This window comes from Burkholderia sp. A2 (assembly GCF_001729305.1).
GTDB classification, from domain to species: domain Bacteria; phylum Pseudomonadota; class Gammaproteobacteria; order Burkholderiales; family Burkholderiaceae; genus Burkholderia; species Burkholderia sola.
In genome coordinates this window covers 17,492-34,338 of record NZ_LZXX01000104.1, presented here as the reverse complement: position 1 = coordinate 34,338, position 16,847 = coordinate 17,492, and the positions used below count along the sequence as shown (strand labels likewise).

Sequence of the window (16,847 nt, the reverse complement as noted above, 5' to 3'; positions counted from 1 at the left end):
GCCATGTCGGGCAAGGTGGCAAGCGCCACCGGCGGGCCGGTGCGACCGGCCGCCCGAAAGCACGTCAGCCGTAGACGATGTCGCGCTGCAGATCGAGCGCGATGAGCCCCATTTCGCGCGTGAGCTGCAGCATCGAGCGGCGCTCGAGGCGCGAGCCCATGAAGCTCGTCACGCGGCCGTCGGGCTCCGCGGTGAACTGGAAAACCGCGCCGCCCGTACCGAACCACGCGCCCGGCACGTCGGGCGATTCCTGCCAGTCGATCTGCTCGAACACGCGCGCGATCCCCTCACGCACCAAGGCCCCCGGGCCGATCGGCGGCGCGATGTCGCCCAGGTCGTCGAGCGAATAGGGGCCGGGTTTGTTCGGCTTCCGGTAGAAGAGATAGTCGACGTTCATGGGGCGCAATCGCAGGCAAAGCAACAAATTAGCGCGCTTCGGCACAAATTCAAATCGGATCCGAACGAAATGTGGCCTGCGCGACACAAAGGGACGGATCGTTGCCGGTCAAGAAACGCGCCGCGCGAGCGCATCTCGATGCCGGCCGGTTCGTCTAAGATGACACCTTTCTCGAAAAAATACGGACACCATGGAGACGAACGACCCCGCCACCCCGCAGTCCGATCATCCCGTCTTCGTGCTCGTGCACGGCGCGTGGCATGGCGCGTGGTGCTATGCCCACGTGGCGGCCGCGCTGGCCGCGCGCGGCTATCTGTCGATCGCCCGCGACCTGCCCGCGCACGGCATCTATGCACGCTTTCCCGCGTCGTATCTCGCCCGGCCGCTCGACAAGGACGCGTTCGGCGCCGAGCCGTCGCCGGTCGCGAACACGACGCTCGACGACTACGCGACGCAGGTGACGCAGGCCGTCGACGACGCGTACGCGCTCGGCCGCGGCAAGGTCGTGCTGGTCGGGCACAGCATGGGCGGCCTCGCGATCACGGCGGCCGCCGAACGCGCGCCCGACAAGATCGCGAAGATCGTCTATCTCGCGGCTTTCATGCCCGCCTCGGGCGTGCCGGGCCTCGACTACGTGCGCGCGCCGGAAAACGACGGGGAGCAGCTCGGCCCGCTGATGCTCGCGAGCCCGCGCGTGGCCGGCGCGCTGCGCGTCGATCCGCACAGCGGCGACGCCGCGTATCGCGAATCGATGAAGCGCGCGCTGTACGAAGACGTGCCGCAGGCCGATTTCGACGCGGTCGCGAACCTGATGAGCTGCGACGTGCCGGCCGCGCCGTTCGCGACCGCGATCCCGACGACCGCCGCACGCTGGGGCGCGATCGACCGTCACTACATCAAGTGCCTGGCCGATCGCGTGATCCTGCCCGCGCTGCAGCAGCGCTTCATCGACGAAGCCGACGCTTTCGCGCCCGGCAACCCGACCCACGTGCACCAGCTCGACAGCAGCCACTCGCCGTTCGTGTCGCAGCCGGCCGTGCTGGCCGGCGTGCTCGCCGACATCGCGAAAAGCTGAGCCGAGCGGGCGCGGTCAGTCGGCGTACGCGACCGACCGATCGCGCCCGAGCCGCTTCGCCCGATAGAGCGCGGCATCGGCCTCGTTGACGAGCACGTCGCAGCTCGGCGCGCCGGCTTTCGCGCACGCGCCGCCGACGCTCGCCGTAACCGGCACGCTGACGCCCTCGGCGTCGACCGGCATGCTGCCGATCGCCTCGCGCACCTTGTCCGCCACCCGCATCGCCTCGTCGAGATTGGTGCACGGCAGCAGCAGCGCGAATTCCTCGCCGCCGAAACGGCCGAACGTGTCCTGCGCGCGCACGATCGACGCGACGCGGCGCGCCGTCTCGCGCAGCACCGCATCGCCCGCCGCATGCCCGAAGCGGTCGTTGATCGTCTTGAAGTGGTCGAGGTCGAACAGCAGCACCGACAGGTCGCCGCCGTAGCGCTGCCAGCGCGCGAATTCGTCGCCGAGCCGCGCCTCGAAGAAGCGCCGGTTCGCGATGCCGGTCAGCCCGTCGAGATTCGCGTGCTCGCGCAGCTTCGCGACCGCTTCCTCGCGCTCTCGCTGCATCACGCTCACATGCGTGACGTCCGAGATCGTCACGCACACGGCCTCGACGTCGCGGCCGCGCGTGAGCGGCATGAACGTGCAGTCCTGCTGCATGTAGTCGACGCCGCCCGTGATCGGCCGGTCGTGCTCGAAGCGGAACAGGTAGGGCCGCTGCTCCCACGAGCTGAATGCGAAGCTGCCGAGCTGGAACACGCTCTCGAGCTTGCGCGACAGCCACGCGCGCGGCAGGTCGGGAAAGCGGTCGAAGATGTTGCGGCCGATCACGTCGGCGGCCGGGATCCCGCTGTGGTCCTGCATGAAGCGATTCCACATCAGGACCGTCATCGAACGGTCGAGCACGAACAGGCCGAAGCCGACCCGCTCGATCACGAGGTCGCTCAGCGACGGGGCGGCGGCCGTCATAGCGCGGACAGCAACGCGTCGAGCGCGTCGCCCATCAGCCGGATCGAATCCTCGGCCATCAACATCACGAAATGCGCGCGGAACATGTGGTTCTCGAGCCCGAAGTTCACCTCGAGCAGCAGCGCGACGCTCCATCCCAGTTCGTTCGGCTGGAAGACATCGTCGAACGACACGTTCGCGCCGAGCAGCCCCGGCGGAAAGAACACCGGCTTGCGGCCGAGTTCGTCGAGGATCGACGCGACGCAGGCGCCCATCAGCACGTTCGCGACGTCGAACACGAGTTCGTCCGGCGTCGCCATCCCGCCGTACACGCCGTCGCCGAACGTACGGTCGACGACCGACATCAGCCGCGCGACACCCGCCGTGCGGCACAGCACGATCGCCTCGCCCTTGATGTCGGAACGGAAGCCCTGGCGCACGGCGGTCACGTTGTCGTGGATGCCCGTCATCTCGCGCAGCGCGTCACTCGCGTCGGCCGCTTTCACGACGCGCACGCGCGGCACCGACAGCTCGATGAAGTGCCCGAGCAGCAACGCAAGCCGCGCGGCGGCGCGGCCCATTGCAAGGTTGGCGATTTCCTGCAACGCGTCGCGTTGCTCCGCCGTGAACACCGATTCAGGCATACAACCCATACTCCTTGAGAATGGGCAGCAATGCCTCCGACGTCACGGGCTTGGCAACGAATGCGATCGCGCCCAATTCGCGCACGCGTGCTTGCGCCTGCGGCTGAATATCGGCGGATACCACGATCACGAACGTGTTCAGATCTTCGTGGCGCAGTGTTTCCAGGACTTGATATCCGCTCATGTCGGGCATCGTCAGATCCAGAAACATCACGGAAGCTTTGCCGTCACGATAGAGCGCCAAGGCCTCACGACCATTCGCTGCATATGCGATGTCGACGTCCCAATCTCCCGGCAGCGCCTTTGTCAGCAGTTTGCGAGCGAGCAGCGAATCGTCGGCAATTACAATCGGCAAAGGCATGGGGCGATGCGGTATACGGAATGGTCTCTCTCGCGTTAACGACCGCGCGGCGCATTTCTTTAGTGCCATGCGTTTCGGCGCGGGCAACCGCCTTGCGGCCGCGCACGGGCGCCGCGACGCAGGTGCGCGCGACGCACCGCGCGGCAATCGCCGGCGGGCGCATGTATCTGTCATAGGGAAAGCAAGGCGCGATTCTCGGAGTAAACCGGAGGCGATGCAACTCGCCATTTTCGCCATTTCGAACGGAATTGGTCCGATCGCGCATCATTCCGAAAATAGCTACGACCATTTTCGAGATAAGTACGCAAAATTTTTCCTTGTGTACGTTTGCGCTGCCGGATTCGTCGCGTTTTCAATCTGACGGTTTACCGCTGTCATATACGGCAGGATTGCGCCTGGACGGCGCCGCGGCGGGCCGTCGCAACTCGTTTATGATGGCAGGCACCTCTGCCTCACCCGCTTTTTTCGATGACGTCCGAACGGCCTGCCGACTCCCACACCCCCGCGCCCCCTCCAGCCGACGACTGGCAGGACGACGGCAGCTACGTGGCCGGCGCACCCGAGCACGATTTCGCGGTGCGCCGCGTGACGCTGATCGTGCTGCTCGTCGCGGCGATCGTGCTGCCGTGCATCTACGTGGTGGTGATGGCGTACAGCGACCTGAAGGCGCGCGAGGCCGCCGCGAGCGACGTGACGATGCGCACGGTGCGCGTGGCCGAGGAGCACGCGCTCAAGGTGTTCGACCTGAGCGAAACGCTCGATGCGCGCATCGTCGACCTCGTGCAGGACATGGACGACGCGACCGTGCGCGGCAGGGAATCCGACATCCACGAGGCGCTGAACACGATCGGCGGCGGCTATCCGCAAGTGGCCGCCGTGTCGATCTTCGGCGCGAGCGGGATGCTGCTCGCCAACAGCCTCTACTATCCGGCGCCGTATGCGTCGATCGCGAACCGCGACGACTTCGCCGGCATCCGCGACGGCAAGGTCATCGAACACATTTCGCGACTGATGATGGGGCCGCTCAAGCTCGAGAACATTCCCGTGTTCAACACCGGCGTCGCGCGACGCCATAGCGACGGTTCGTTCGCCGGCATGGTGTCGATCGCGCTGAAGTCGTCGTATTTCAACGCGTTCTACCGCGACCTGCTCGGCGGCGCGAGCACGCCGATGACGATGGCGCTCGCGCGCTCGGACGGCGCGGTGATCGCATCGTATCCGCCGCCGCCGTCGCTGGCGCACACCGATCGCTCGGTCACGTTCGGCAACACGCACAACGATCCACGCGCGGGCGTCGTGCGCGTGGGCCACGACGGCGCAAGCAGCGAGATCGTCGCGTATCGCCAGGTCGGCAGCTACCCCGTTTATGTGACGTGCGCCTACCGCACGTCGGCGATCTGGCATGAATGGTACGAACACCTGAGCGTGCTGTTCATCTCGATGTTCGCGCCGTCGGTCGCGCTGTGGTCCGTGATCTGGCTGTCGCTGAAGCGGCTGAAAGCGGAAGAGGAGGCATGGGACCGCTGGCAGGCCGAAGCGTCGATGCGGCGCTCGATCGAATCGGCGTACCGGCAGTCGCGCAAGATGCAGGCGCTCGGCAATCTCGTCGGCAGCGTCGCGCACGACTTCAACAACCTGCTGATGATCATCTCGAGCAACGTGCAGATCGCGCGGCGGCGTGGCGTCCAGCATCTCGACAAGGAGCTCGACGCGATCGAACGCGCGCTGAAGAACGGGCAGTCGCTCACGCGCCAGTTGCTCGGCGTCGCGCGCAAGCAGCCGCTGCACAACGAGACGATCGACATCGGGCAATGGGTCGGCACGTGCCGCGAGCTGCTGAAGACGTCGCTCGGGTCGAAGTCGTCGCTGGTCGTCGCGATCGAGCCGGGCGTCTGGCCGATCCGCGTCGACGTCGCGGAACTCGAGCTCGCGGTGATCAATCTCGCGGTCAACGCGCGCGACGCGATGGCGACCGGCGGACGCTTCACGGTCGGCGCGCGCAACGTCACGCTGCGCCGCGAGGACGGCTTCCCGCTGACGGGCGATTTCGTGCAGATCTCGCTCGACGACACGGGTTCGGGCATGGCGCCCGACGTGCTCGCACGCGCCTTCGAACCGCTGTTTACGACGAAGGCGCAGGGGATGGGCACGGGGCTCGGCCTGCCGCAGGTATTCGCGTTCTGCGAACGCTCGGGCGGCCTCGCGACGATCGACAGCGCGGTCGGCGCGGGTACGTCGGTGCGTCTGTACCTGCCGCGCGCGCGTGCCGAGGATGTCGTCGCGCGGCCGGCGGCCGCCGCACACGATGCGGGTAACGGCGCGCTCGCCGGCCTGCACGTGCTGCTCGTCGAGGACAACGGCGAAGTCGCGGCCGGCACGGAAGCGCTGCTGTCGCTGCTCGGTCATCGCGTCACCTATGCGCCCACCGCCGACGATGCATTGCGCCTGATCGAAGGCGCCGCCGCGAACGACGCGTTCGACCTCGTGATCTCGGACATCCACATGCCGGGCCGCCTGAACGGCATCGACCTGGCCGAAGCGGTCGAAAAGCGGCCGGGGAAGCTGCCCGTGATTCTCGTCACGGGTTATGCGGAGGAGCTCGACCGCACGCGCACCGTCAACGTTCGCGTGCTGTCGAAGCCGTTCGACATCGCGCTGCTCGACGAGATCCTGCTGGGCATCCGCGAAGCGCGGGACGCGCGACACGCCGGCGCGTGACCCGCGGTGTGGGGGCGGCGCCGACGCGACCGCGTGAACGGGCGCGGCGATCAGGCCGACGACGTCACGCCGATTTCAGCAGGCGCACCCAGCTCGCGTAGCGATCGACGAAGCCCTGCAGGAACTTGCGGGTGTCCTCGCTGACGATCTGCCCCTGTTCGTCGATGCGCGCCGGGTCGTGCTTGATGAACATCTCGGGCTGACCGAGAGTCTTCACGTCGAGGTACGCGAGCACGTTGCGCAGGTGCTGCTGCGCGAGCGCGGTACCCACCGCGCCCGGCGACGTGCCGAGCACCGCGCCCGGCTTGCCCGACCACGAGTTCGAACCCCACGGGCGCGAGCCCCAGTCGAGCGCATTCTTCAGCACGCCCGGAATCGACCGGTTGTACTCGGGCGTGACGAACAGCAGCGCATCGGCGGCTTCGATCGACTGCTTGAAGCGCTTCGCGACTTCCGGGAAATCCGCGTCGTAGTCCTGGCTGTACAGCGGCAGCTCGCCGATCTCGACGAACTCGAACGAAAAATCGGCGGGGGCGAGCGAGATCACGGCGTGCGCGAGCGCGCGATTCGTCGAAGCGCGACGCAGGCTGCCGACGACGACCGCAATACGATAGGACATGGCATTCTCCTTCCGGTGAGTGAGGAATCGGATCGATTGCTTCCGAATGGGCGACAAAGGTCTGTTTATAGGCAAGCCAGCCCGCGAGCCGTCCCACGGGGCCGTCCGGCCGACTTTCCACAAGGTTTTCCACAGAAATTGTGGATAACTCGACCGTTATGCTCTGACGTTACAGATTGCCCGCCGCGCGGCGTGGTCGACGCGCGACACGGGGTTCGGCAAGCATAGCGCAGCGCGGCGGCCGGTTCCGTGAATTCGTGACGGAACATTGCGTTGCAGGCGCGGACCGCGCCCAGTAAGCTGCTCGCACCGCGACGCCCGCTCCCGTGGCGCTCGCGCGATTGCCATTGCTTCGAGACACTGCAACCAGACATGCCGTCCGCACACGACGATCCCGCCTATCTCGCGCAACTGCGGCGCGACCTGCTGCGCTTCGCACGACTCCAGCTCCGCGATGCCGACGCGGCCGAAGACGCCGTGCAGGAAGCGCTGGCCGCCGCGTGGTCGCATGCCGGCGAGTTCGCGGGGCTGTCGGCCCACAAGACCTGGGTGTTCGGGATCCTGCGCAACAAGCTGATCGACGTGCTGCGCGCGCGGCAGCGGATGGTGAGCCTGACCGCGCTCGATGCGGAGCTCGACGGCGAATCCGTACTCGATCGCGAACTGTTCAAGGACAACGGGCATTGGGCCGCGCATGCGAAACCGCGACCGTGGCCGAAGCCCGAAACGCTGTTGCAGCAACAGCAATTCTGGACGCTGTTCCAGGTCTGCCTCGACCATCTGCCGGAGCAGATCGGACGCGTATTCATGATGCGCGAATTCCTCGATGTCGAGATTGTGGATATCTGCAGCGAATTGACGCTGACGACGAATCATTGCAGCGTGCTGCTGTACCGTGCGCGCACGCGCCTGCGAACCTGCCTGAGCGAAAAAGGACTGACGACCGAAGATGCTGCCGGGGAAATGTACTGACGTGACACGACTGCTGTCGGATGCGCTCGATCGGCATCTGACGCTGCACGAGCGTCTGCAGGTGCGCGTGCATCTGCCGACCTGCAGCGGATGCCGCGCCTATCGCGGACAGATCGCGCTGTTGCGGACGGCCGCGAAAGCGGCGGCGGGGCGGGAGTCGGACGATGATGAGGGACCGTCGTCGGGCGGCGACTAGGCGCCGGGATGTCGACGTATCGTTCCGCCGGCCACTAGCGCGTGCGGCCTGGCGGTCGCGTCGGCCTGGATTGCCGTTGCGTGTGCCGGGCCGGACTCGGTGGCGCTGGTGCAATAAGAAAAATACGCCCGCCAAGAATTATTCGAACAGCGCGTTCACCGATTCAGGCGGGCGACCGATCGCCGCCTTGCCGCGATATACGACGATAGGGCGTTGCAGCAGGATCGGATGAGCGGCGATTGCCGCGTAGGCTTCGGCTTCGCTCAGATCCGCGCGAGCCAGATTCAACGTCTTGTACGGCTCCTCGCCGTCGCGCAGCATGTCGCGAACCGGGCGGCCGAGCTGCCGATGCAGCGTTTCCACTTCCTCGACCGTTGGCGGCGTCTTCAGGTACTCGACGACGTTCAGCGGCGCGCCGGTGGTATTCAGCGACTCGACCAACGCGAGCGTCTCGCGGGACTTCGAGCATCGGGGGTTGTGGTAAATCGTGATCATCATTCAAGCCTGGATAGTGGAGCCCTGTATTGTAGCTAGTCTGCATTGACGGGCTCGGTGGGGCAGTTCAACCGAGATCGAGTGGTTTTCCTTTCGACAGGTCGCTGAGGCGGTTCGGTTTAGCGATGTGCTGTGATCGGAGGACGGAGCGTCTGGTGTCTGGGAGACGCTTCAAAGATGCGGTTATGTTTATGCGCATAAAGTCCCGGCAACGGCTTCGCGGGACCGGCAACTGTGATCAGCCTGACCAATGCCCTGTGAGGGGCGGTCTCGGTGGCGAAAGGGCGTGATTGCGGGACACGTCGGGTGGTTTATGCGCATAAAGCCTGCGATTGTGAGGCGCGGTGCAAGACGCACGCTGACGTAGATGGATGTCGAGACGAAACGGCGCCGGGCGATGACTGTACCGATAATCCATCGACCCGGCACGACATCATTGCGCGTCTGACGCGGGCGAGGCTCCTGCCTTCGGCCCTTCACCGCGGGCCATCCTTGCGTCTGGTTTATGCGCATAAACGCCGCGCGCCGAGACGGCGTTGCCTCGATGCACATCGGTTCCGCGATGGATATCGACGGCGCACATCCAGCTCAGCCTCGCAGACCGCTCATCCCGCTCGCGAATGCGCGGCGGGTTCCCCAACGAAGTTGATCGCCGCGACCTCTGCAGAGTTTATGCGCACAAACTCCGCGGCTCGCAGGCAACGCTGCCCATCCAGCGAAAGGGCAGTGTACCGAGACATATCTCTGCGACGAACAGCCCCGGCGATGTAGCCCATGAAGACGCAGCCATCGAGCACCGCGACGACCGCTCGGCATCGGTCTCGTCATATCCACCACACCGCCAACACGCGCCGCCCATCTCCGCCATCTCGTTTATGCGCATAAACCCATAGTCCGAATGGCCAACGCGTAGTTGTCGAACGACAATTTCATTGAAATTCAAATATCGTCCTGTAGAATTCCAACGACCAAAACAGGAGTGAAAATTGGCCGCGGAAATCATTGCAGTCACTCAACAAAAAGGTGGCGTCGGCAAAAGCACGATTGCCATGCATCTCGGCGCCGCGTTCCATGAAAAAGGGAAGCGCGTCCTCGTCATCGACGCAGACCGTCAAAACACGCTGGTTCACTGGTCGAGCGCATCCGGCGACAGCGACAACGGCATCCCGTTTCCGGTCGTCAATCTGGCCGAAGCCGACGGCCAGATCCATCGCGAGATCAAGAAGTTCATCAACGACTACGACATCATCGTCGTGGACTGCCCGCCGTCGATCACCGAGAAAGTCTCCGGCGTCGTCCTGCTGGCCGCATCGATTGCCGTGATCCCGACATCGTCGTCGCCGGCCGATTACTGGTCGAGCGTCGGACTGGTCAAACTGATTCAGCAGGCGCAGGTGATGAACGAAGACCTCCGCGCGGTGTTCCTGCTGAACAAGACCGAAGAGAAGCGCATGCTGACCCGCGAGCTCAAGCGTGCGCTCGAGGAACTCGGCTTCCCGCTGCTGAAGACACAGATTCCGACTCGGGAAGCGTACAAGCAAGCGATGGCGCTCGGTCAGACCGTGCTGCAGATGAACGACCGCGGCGGCAAGCTGGCGGCCGCCGAAATTCGCGCATGTGCCGACGAAATCGTCGCCATGCTGCCCTGACTTTATGCGCATAAAGGAGTCACATGAAACCTTCCCAATTTGCCAAAGGATTCCAAGCGCGCCCGGATATCACGACGAGCGAGAAGCGCACGGCGCTTGATCGGCTCAATGCGATCGACGGCATCGTCAAGTCCGAGACGCCGCCCCCGGCATCGACCAAATCCGCGAAGAAGGACATCGCTCCGCCGCCTGCTCCGGAATTCACGATCGACCCGTCGATCGACGAATCGCCGCAATATCGCGCGTGGCGCCTCGAGAATCGCTATGCGCCGGGGCAAGTGATCGAGCTGCCGCTGAAGACGATCAAGCACAGTCCGTTCAACCCGCGGCACTTCTATCTGAAATCGTCGATTGCCGAACTCGCGGTCAACCTCGCGAAGCAGGGTCAGCAGCAGGCCATCCACGTGATTCCGGATTACGACAATCCGGGCACGTATTTCGTCAGCGACGGCGGCCGCCGCGTGCGGGCGCTGAAGGAAGCAAACAAGGAGTCGGTCAAGGCGATCGTGATCGACGTGCCGATCGGCATCCAGAGCTACAAGCTCGGCTACGACCTCAACGTTCAGCGCGATTCGCAAACGGTGTTCGACAACGCCGTCGTGTGGCGCCGCTTCCTCGACGACAAGCATTTCCAGAGCCAGAAAGAACTCTCCGAGCACCTCGGCCTCGACGAGTCGACGGTGGCCGTCGCGTTGTCGATCGGCAAGTTGCCGGAAGCGATCATGCAGGAAATGGTCGCGCGCCCCGATCGCTTCGGATCGAACATGGCGTATCAGGTCGGCCGTTATCACAATGCGCGCGGCACCGAGGCGACGCTGCGGCTGATCAACAAGATCGTGTCGGACGATCTCAGCACGCGTCAGGTGTCGGATATCGTCAAGGGCCGCGTCGCGGCGCAGGAAACGCCAAAGGCGGCCGGCCGTCAACGCTATGCGCAGCGTCTCGAGATCAAGCTCGGCGGCAAGTCGGTGGGCGACCTGAAGTCGTATGGCGAAGACCGCATCGAACTGCGCCTGCGCGGCCTCCCGAAGGACAAGCGCGACGCGATCCTCGAGCAGCTCGAACGGATGCTGTTATCGGAGTGAGGGAGGCGGCCGGCAGGGCCTGGTGAGGACGCCGGCCCCACCCGACCAAGGGGTGGAGACCGGCGGCGGCCCGTCAGCGGGCCTGAGCGGGCGTCAAGCGGCCCGCGACTGGTTCAGCGTGAACGACAGCAGGTCGCCGTCCGTCGGCTCGCCCCAGGTCTTCTGGGCCAGCCAGTCGAAAAAGGCCGTCTCGGCCAGCTTGGAATCGAGGCCGCGCTTGCGCCAGTCGTCGCGCAGATGCGAGCCCATCGTCGGCAATGCCTCCGACTCGAACGACTCGCGCGCCACTTCGCGCTCCGCGTCGCCCTGCTCTTCGTACAACACCTTCGCTTCCTTGCGGCGGAACGCCGCGAACTCGCTCAGCAGGCGTGCCTTCAGATCGTCCGGCTGGGCAGCCGCGACCTTCGCGGACGGCGTGCCGGCCGGCAGTGCGTCGACCGACTCGACCGGCGGCGCATAACCCTTCTTCAGCGCATCCTTGAACAGCGCCGGCGCGCTGCGCACCGGCGGCAGCGTCGTGCTGCGCATCCGCTGCTCGGTCATCTGCAGCGCAGCGCGAATCCGGTTTTCCTCGCTGTCCGCATAGAGCGTCTGCGCTTCCTTCAGCGGGATCCCGAGCTTCACCATCCGGTCGACCAGCGTGCTGTCGAACACGTTCGGGTGTTCGTCGAGCGCGAGCATCGGCTGCTTGCGCTCGGTCACGCGGAACTGGATCTCGGCCACCCGACGCCCTTCACGGTGCTCGATCAGCTCGACGAAGATGTTGGTGACCGCGTTGACTTCCGCTATCGCCGGGCGCAGGTAGTCGCGCTTGAAGTACTTGTACTCGCGCTTCGCTTCGTCGCCGGCTTCCGTGTCGGGCGTGCCCGACAGGATCGGCCGCCACCATTCCCACGGCTCACGCATCGTCAGGTGGCTCGGGTTCGTCAGGTAGCGCACGCAGATTTCGTACAGCGCGAGACCGGCGCTGCTGCGCAGTTGGCTCTGGAACTGCAGGCTCAGGCGCGCATACTGGACCGGGTCGAGCAGCTTCTTCTTGATCTTCGGTGCGAACGAGAATTCGACCCACACGCGGCGGGTGGCCGGATCCTCGAGAATTTCCGCATCGGCGATCAGCGTGGAGATCCCCCACTTGCGGCCGGGCTTCTGGCTCGACGTCCCCGTGCTCCATTCGACCTGCACCGACACCATGCGGCGCAGGTGTTCCTTCACCAACGCGGTGTCGTTCGAATCGAAAGCGGAGTTGGCGACGATGTCCGACAGCAGCGCGCGATACGTGTCGCCCGAGTCGTCGGCCTGCTGCGCGACGGCCAGCAGGACATTGAACAGCTTGCGAGTGAGGAGCGTGATCTTGCCGCTCTTCGGCTGAATGGCGATCGCCTCGACGGCCTTTCGCAATTCGGCTGAACTGGCACTCACCACATCCACATCGGTTTTCTTGGCGCGCTTCGTCGTGGCCATACGTCGGGTCGGAGGAGAAGTTTCCCGGAAGGATAGCGCCTGCGGTGATGTGCGTCCAGAACGACATGCTCACCATAGCCGGTGAAGCGCGCCGGCAAAACGGCACTCACCCGAACCGCTCCCGAAAACGCTCACCGGTCCGCCCGTACGGCGTTCCGGACTCGTCCAGACGTGCCGCGGCATGCGCCGATTCACAGAATTTCACCTGTGCAGGACACGTGCGAAATTGGCTCCCGTATCGGCTCACCTTTCGATTTGTCGTAATTTTGCGACTGCGCAACCGTGAGTTCGACACAGGGTCGCGATTGCACCTCACCGTTCGTCCCGGACCACCGCCCATCGGCCTGTATGCATGTACAGGCGCGGCCCGCCGGAACATCGGTTCGGCTTCGACATGTGGAAAATCGCGATCGATACCGGCACGCGCGGCCCGATTGGCGGCGGCTTGACCCGCCCGGGCGCGCATTGTACAGCGCACGAATCGTATCCGGTCCCGAAAATTCTCACCTTAAGCACAGCATGTGGATTCGTCCGAATGCCGACGAACGTCCGACACACGCGGGACTGGCTGCCAATGACTCCCGAAAACGCTCACCTTACAGAAGAAGTGCGGCACCGCAGCGGGTCCGGAAACGACTCCCGAAAAACCTCACCGTAACCGGCACGGTATCAAAAATCTCAATCTCTTCCGATACTTATACACAGAAGGCATTTGGCTGTGCATCGCGCGGCCCCCCCGAAAAACCTCACCTTTCGACGGGAATCCGTCATCTGACAACCGGATGTCGGCCCCTGAAAAGTCTCACCTGTGCCAAAAAGTGGCACAGCAAAAATGAGATATCCGCCAGTCCTGGCGGGCTTTTCGACGAATGAGGCCCGTCAAGAGTCCCGAAAAGCCTCACCTTTGATCATTTTTTAAGCAAATACGGCTCCCGGAAAGCCTCACCTGTGACGGAAATCGCGGTCTGTGATCGATGCCCCGAAAAAGCTCACCTTAAGGGGATTGGAGCAGGAAAACCCGGATTTCCCTCCCGAAAAGCCTCACCTTTGGGGCATCACAGGTGCCCAAAAGCACTTTTGCTGTGCAAAATGGCGTTCGCTTCCCGGAAATCCTCACAGCAAATTCCCGTCGAGTCCCGTGGAACCTCACCTTTCGCCCAATCTGCCCAAAAGATGGGCAGAATCAGGGCGCGAAGCACGTCCTGCAAATTCTCACCTATGTCTGCACAGGCAGAAAACTGTGCAGTCAGGCACAGTGCGGGTTCCGCGGCTGTGCAGCCCCGAAAACCCTCACCTGTGGGAAAACGCTTGTTTTACTGTGATCCCGAATCCGCTCACGACCCTTCCTGCATCGGCTCACGCAGCTCCCTGAACCCCATCACGTCAGCTCCCGCAGAAGATCACCTTGGCTCCCGTAAAACTTCACCTTGTCGGCCGGAAAGCCTTGCACCATAAGGCTGTGCCGTGGCGTTAACGTTTTTAACTAAGGGTTCAAGGGTGTTTACTTCTAATACTCTCAAGCCATCGGCTGACGAGTTTTCCACAGACACCCCAACCCCTGAACACCCCCAGGCAATCGGATCTGCCGTCATGTGAAACAAATGCTCGAAATCGGGGTTCGCGGAAAATCACTTTCAGCACAAGGACTTGGCGGACTTTCTTCGTTTTGTTTCACGGAATTCCAGGCCACCTTCAGCGAGATGGGCTCACAGATCCTGTTTCTGTGCAAAACGACGTAAATTCACAACGGACCCTTGAAAGAAGTATCAAAGAACACGTATTTCGTTATGATTGCCACACTTCATTGTCTACGAGTATGGCCATGACCCTGGACGAAATGCGTCAAGTCATTCGGGAAGAACTGGAATCGCTGCGCGCGAGCGGTGCACGACGTCAGGAATTGTCACTGCATGCGTGCAAGCGCCTGTTCTTCGATCTCGGCATCCGGCCGTCGGCCGCCAACGTCCGTGATCTCACCCAGACCGGCAGCGCCAGCGACATCCCGAAAGACATCGACCATTTCTGGGAGCGCATCCGTTCAGCCTCGAAGATCCGGCTCGACGGCGCGGCGATCCCGAAGGCAGTCGAGGAAAAGGCCGGCGCGTTGCTCGGCGCACTCTATGAAGAGGCATTGAAAGTCGCGCGCGACAGCCTCGATGCGGATCGCGAGCAAGTGCGTGCCGACATGGCCGACGCGGAACAACGGTTGCGCGACGCCGCCGTCCGTCAGGAAACGCTTGAGAGCGCGCTCGCGCGCGGTGAAGCGAGAAACGAGCAATTACAGGCGCGGGTAACGGAACTCGAGGTTCAGCTTGCGTCGCAGACCACCCACGGCTCGGCAAGCGAAGCAACGCTGCTCACCACAGTCGCTCGGCTGGAAAAGGAACTGGCCACGGCTGCCGGCCGGATCGATGCCGAACAGGCTCAGAACGCCGCACTACGCGACCGCATCGATGCGCTGCAAGCCGAACTACAGCAGCGCACCGAGCATTACGCGCAGCAAATCAAGGATGCGGTGGCTGAAGCCGAACGCCGCGTCAAGCCGATGCTGGTCGAACTGGATTCGTTGCGCAGCATGGCGTCGACCTACCAGAGCGGGTTGCGCGACGTCCAGCGCAAGGAATTCGATTTCCTGCAGCAGTTGAGTTCGGCCAAGGCGCGTGCCGACCGGCTCGAAGAACAGTTGCGTGCCCAGAGCGACGAACTGGAGCGCGCCACGCGCGACATGAATTCGTTGCGCGCGAACCGCGGAATGAGTCCGGAAATCGCCGCACTGATCCGGCGCCTGGCCGACGCGGGACGACTCGATGCGGACGCGTATGCCGCGATCGGCACCTCCCTGGATCACGAGATTCCGGCGCCGACCCGGTGCCCGCATTGCGACGGCGAACCGGAACTGTCACACGGGAACGACGGTTTTGAAGTCGCATGCCCCGAGTGCGAGCACGCGTCGGGCGCATGGCCGTCCCGCTTCGAAGCCGTCGCGCGTTTTGCGCAGACCTGACCCGGACGCCGGCGCCGCCGCACAGGTGAGAGGATCCGGGAAGCTTGAGGTGAGGTTTTTCGGGAGCCATGAAACGGTGAGCCTGTGCCACGCAAGGCTGCTCACGGATCGTTTCGCGTGAGCAGCCGTTTCCCGATCAGTGAGTTTCGTCGCCGTCGGACGTGTCACCGTCACCGTTGTTGTCGGCCAGCCCGTCACGCCAGTTTTTCCATGCACGATGCAGGCGATTCGACGAGATCGGCCGCATGAAGCCCAGCCATTTGCCGACGCGCTCTGGCGGCACGTCGTGCTCGAACAGTTCGGCCGCGTAGGTATTGCGCAATGTTTGCGGGCTGGCGCGCGCCGTGCGTGACGACGTGAGCCCGGCCGATTCGACGATCGCATCGATCGCGCGCAGCATCGTCGCCTTGTGCATCGGCCGCCCGGCATGTGATGCGGGGAAGACGAGCTCTCCCGGAATCTCCTGGCGTTTGCGTTCGGTGAGCCAGGCTTCGAGCAACGCAATGGCGAACGAGGCCAGATGGGTGTCGCGCGAGTAGTCGGGATGCGTCGACTCGATCCGCAGCGACGTGCCGCTCGTATTGATGCAACTAATCGTAAGTGCGCGCGCTTCGCCGGTTTTGATGCCGGCACCGAGAAACGCGGCGACGAGCGCGCGGTCGCGGCGCTCCTTCCAGTACGCGGAACCCGATACGCCGATCGGCGAAAACAGATACGCGAGCAACGTCGCACGTTCCGCAGGCGTGAGGAAACCGGTCGGTTCGTTGTCGCGCGCCTTGCGCCAATTCGCTTCGCCATCCTGAGCAATGAAGCGGGCCGGATTGGTCGACGCGTACTCGGTGCGGCGGACATGATCGAGCACACGCTCGATGAGCCGGAGATAGCGCATTCGCTGCGTTTTCTTGATCGGCAGTTCGCCGACGAAATTCGCGATGGTCGGCGTATCGACCGTCGCCAGATTCTTTTGATGTGCACGCATCCACGCGAGAAACGCGCCCCATTGCGCGCGATAGACGTCGGCCGACGAGCGGCGATAGTCCTGCATCGCCAGCCATGCGTCGAACGCGGCTTCGGGCGAGGCGACCCAGTCGGACGCATCGCGGTCGAACAGATCCTTTTCTTCCGGCGAGGTCGTGTGGGGAGAGGCGGGAAGAGACATGGTAGTAATTCCGTTAGTTGCGTATATGGTAGCCCTTTTCCGCAACGTATCGGGCAGCAAGCGGGTGAACCGGCCG

The 16,847-nt window shown here is 63.9% G+C and carries 15 protein-coding genes; 7 read left to right on the top strand and 8 right to left on the bottom strand.

Annotation, left to right across the window (positions count from 1 at the left end; genetic code table 11):
• Positions 1-64: 64 nt before the first annotated feature.
• Positions 65-397 (bottom strand): hypothetical protein, encoded by a 333-nt coding sequence (locus A9Z05_RS20475; protein ID WP_069619675.1) that lies wholly within the window; start codon positions 395-397, stop codon positions 65-67.
• A gap of 190 nt (positions 398-587) precedes the next feature.
• Here A9Z05_RS20475 and A9Z05_RS20470 point away from each other — a divergent pair, with 190 nt between their 5' ends.
• Positions 588-1,472 carry an alpha/beta fold hydrolase gene (locus tag A9Z05_RS20470; protein WP_069619674.1) on the top strand — a complete coding sequence of 295 codons (885 nt, stop codon included), beginning with the start codon at positions 588-590 and terminating at the stop codon, positions 1,470-1,472.
• A 15-nt stretch (positions 1,473-1,487) separates the two neighbouring features.
• Here the strand turns inward: A9Z05_RS20470 and A9Z05_RS20465 are convergent, their stop codons facing one another.
• From A9Z05_RS20465 to A9Z05_RS20455, 3 genes are read right to left on the bottom strand one after another with little or no spacing between them, the layout of a single operon-like run.
• Entirely contained in the window at positions 1,488-2,429 is a 942-nt protein-coding gene (locus tag A9Z05_RS20465; protein WP_069619673.1) for a GGDEF domain-containing protein, read from the bottom strand.
• The gene (locus A9Z05_RS20460; RefSeq protein WP_050013469.1) at positions 2,426-3,052 is read right to left on the bottom strand and encodes a chemotaxis protein CheC; all 627 of its coding nucleotides are present in this window, start codon (positions 3,050-3,052) and stop codon (positions 2,426-2,428) included. Before A9Z05_RS20460 ends, A9Z05_RS20465 begins: the two co-directional genes overlap by 4 nt.
• Positions 3,045-3,413, bottom strand: coding sequence for a response regulator (locus tag A9Z05_RS20455; protein WP_050013470.1), 369 nt, complete (start codon positions 3,411-3,413; stop codon positions 3,045-3,047). Before A9Z05_RS20455 ends, A9Z05_RS20460 begins: the two co-directional genes overlap by 8 nt.
• A gap of 468 nt (positions 3,414-3,881) precedes the next feature.
• Here A9Z05_RS20455 and A9Z05_RS20450 point away from each other — a divergent pair, with 468 nt between their 5' ends.
• Complete coding sequence (locus A9Z05_RS20450; protein ID WP_069619672.1) at positions 3,882-6,131, top strand: hybrid sensor histidine kinase/response regulator; 2,250 nt, start codon at positions 3,882-3,884, stop codon at positions 6,129-6,131.
• A gap of 64 nt (positions 6,132-6,195) precedes the next feature.
• On the opposite strand, the gene A9Z05_RS20445 is transcribed toward A9Z05_RS20450, so the two are convergent.
• The gene (locus A9Z05_RS20445) at positions 6,196-6,750 is read right to left on the bottom strand and encodes an NADPH-dependent FMN reductase (RefSeq protein ID WP_069619671.1); all 555 of its coding nucleotides are present in this window, start codon (positions 6,748-6,750) and stop codon (positions 6,196-6,198) included.
• Between the two features lie 372 nt (positions 6,751-7,122).
• Between A9Z05_RS20445 and A9Z05_RS20440 the strand changes: the two genes are divergently transcribed.
• Together A9Z05_RS20440 and A9Z05_RS20435 are read left to right on the top strand one after the other, a co-directional pair.
• A complete protein-coding gene (locus A9Z05_RS20440; RefSeq protein WP_050013473.1) occupies positions 7,123-7,722 on the top strand; it encodes an RNA polymerase factor sigma-70 in 600 nt (199 codons plus the stop codon).
• Complete coding sequence (locus A9Z05_RS20435) at positions 7,700-7,918, top strand: zf-HC2 domain-containing protein (RefSeq protein WP_069619670.1); 219 nt, start codon at positions 7,700-7,702, stop codon at positions 7,916-7,918. Before A9Z05_RS20440 ends, A9Z05_RS20435 begins: the two co-directional genes overlap by 23 nt.
• 138 nt (positions 7,919-8,056) lie before the next feature.
• Here A9Z05_RS20435 and arsC read toward each other — a convergent pair whose 3' ends face one another.
• The gene (gene arsC / locus A9Z05_RS20430) at positions 8,057-8,413 is read right to left on the bottom strand and encodes an arsenate reductase (glutaredoxin) (RefSeq protein WP_069619669.1); all 357 of its coding nucleotides are present in this window, start codon (positions 8,411-8,413) and stop codon (positions 8,057-8,059) included.
• A gap of 986 nt (positions 8,414-9,399) precedes the next feature.
• On the opposite strand from arsC, the gene parA reads away from it, so the two are divergent.
• Together parA and A9Z05_RS20420 are read left to right on the top strand one after the other, a co-directional pair.
• A complete protein-coding gene (gene parA, locus A9Z05_RS20425; RefSeq protein WP_006480195.1) occupies positions 9,400-10,062 on the top strand; it encodes a ParA family partition ATPase in 663 nt (220 codons plus the stop codon).
• A 23-nt stretch (positions 10,063-10,085) separates the two neighbouring features.
• Entirely contained in the window at positions 10,086-11,147 is a 1,062-nt protein-coding gene (locus A9Z05_RS20420) for a ParB/RepB/Spo0J family partition protein (RefSeq protein ID WP_069619668.1), read from the top strand.
• 93 nt (positions 11,148-11,240) lie between these two features.
• Here A9Z05_RS20420 and A9Z05_RS20415 read toward each other — a convergent pair whose 3' ends face one another.
• Positions 11,241-12,608, bottom strand: a complete 1,368-nt coding sequence (locus A9Z05_RS20415; protein WP_069619667.1) for a replication initiation protein — start codon at positions 12,606-12,608, stop codon at positions 11,241-11,243.
• A 1,822-nt stretch (positions 12,609-14,430) separates the two neighbouring features.
• Here A9Z05_RS20415 and A9Z05_RS20410 point away from each other — a divergent pair.
• Positions 14,431-15,612 carry a DNA-binding protein gene (locus tag A9Z05_RS20410; protein ID WP_069619666.1) on the top strand — a complete coding sequence of 394 codons (1,182 nt, stop codon included), beginning with the start codon at positions 14,431-14,433 and terminating at the stop codon, positions 15,610-15,612.
• A 136-nt stretch (positions 15,613-15,748) separates the two neighbouring features.
• Here the strand turns inward: A9Z05_RS20410 and A9Z05_RS20405 are convergent, their stop codons facing one another.
• Positions 15,749-16,771, bottom strand: a complete 1,023-nt coding sequence (locus A9Z05_RS20405) for a tyrosine-type recombinase/integrase (RefSeq protein ID WP_069619665.1) — start codon at positions 16,769-16,771, stop codon at positions 15,749-15,751.
• Positions 16,772-16,847 lie beyond the last annotated feature (76 nt).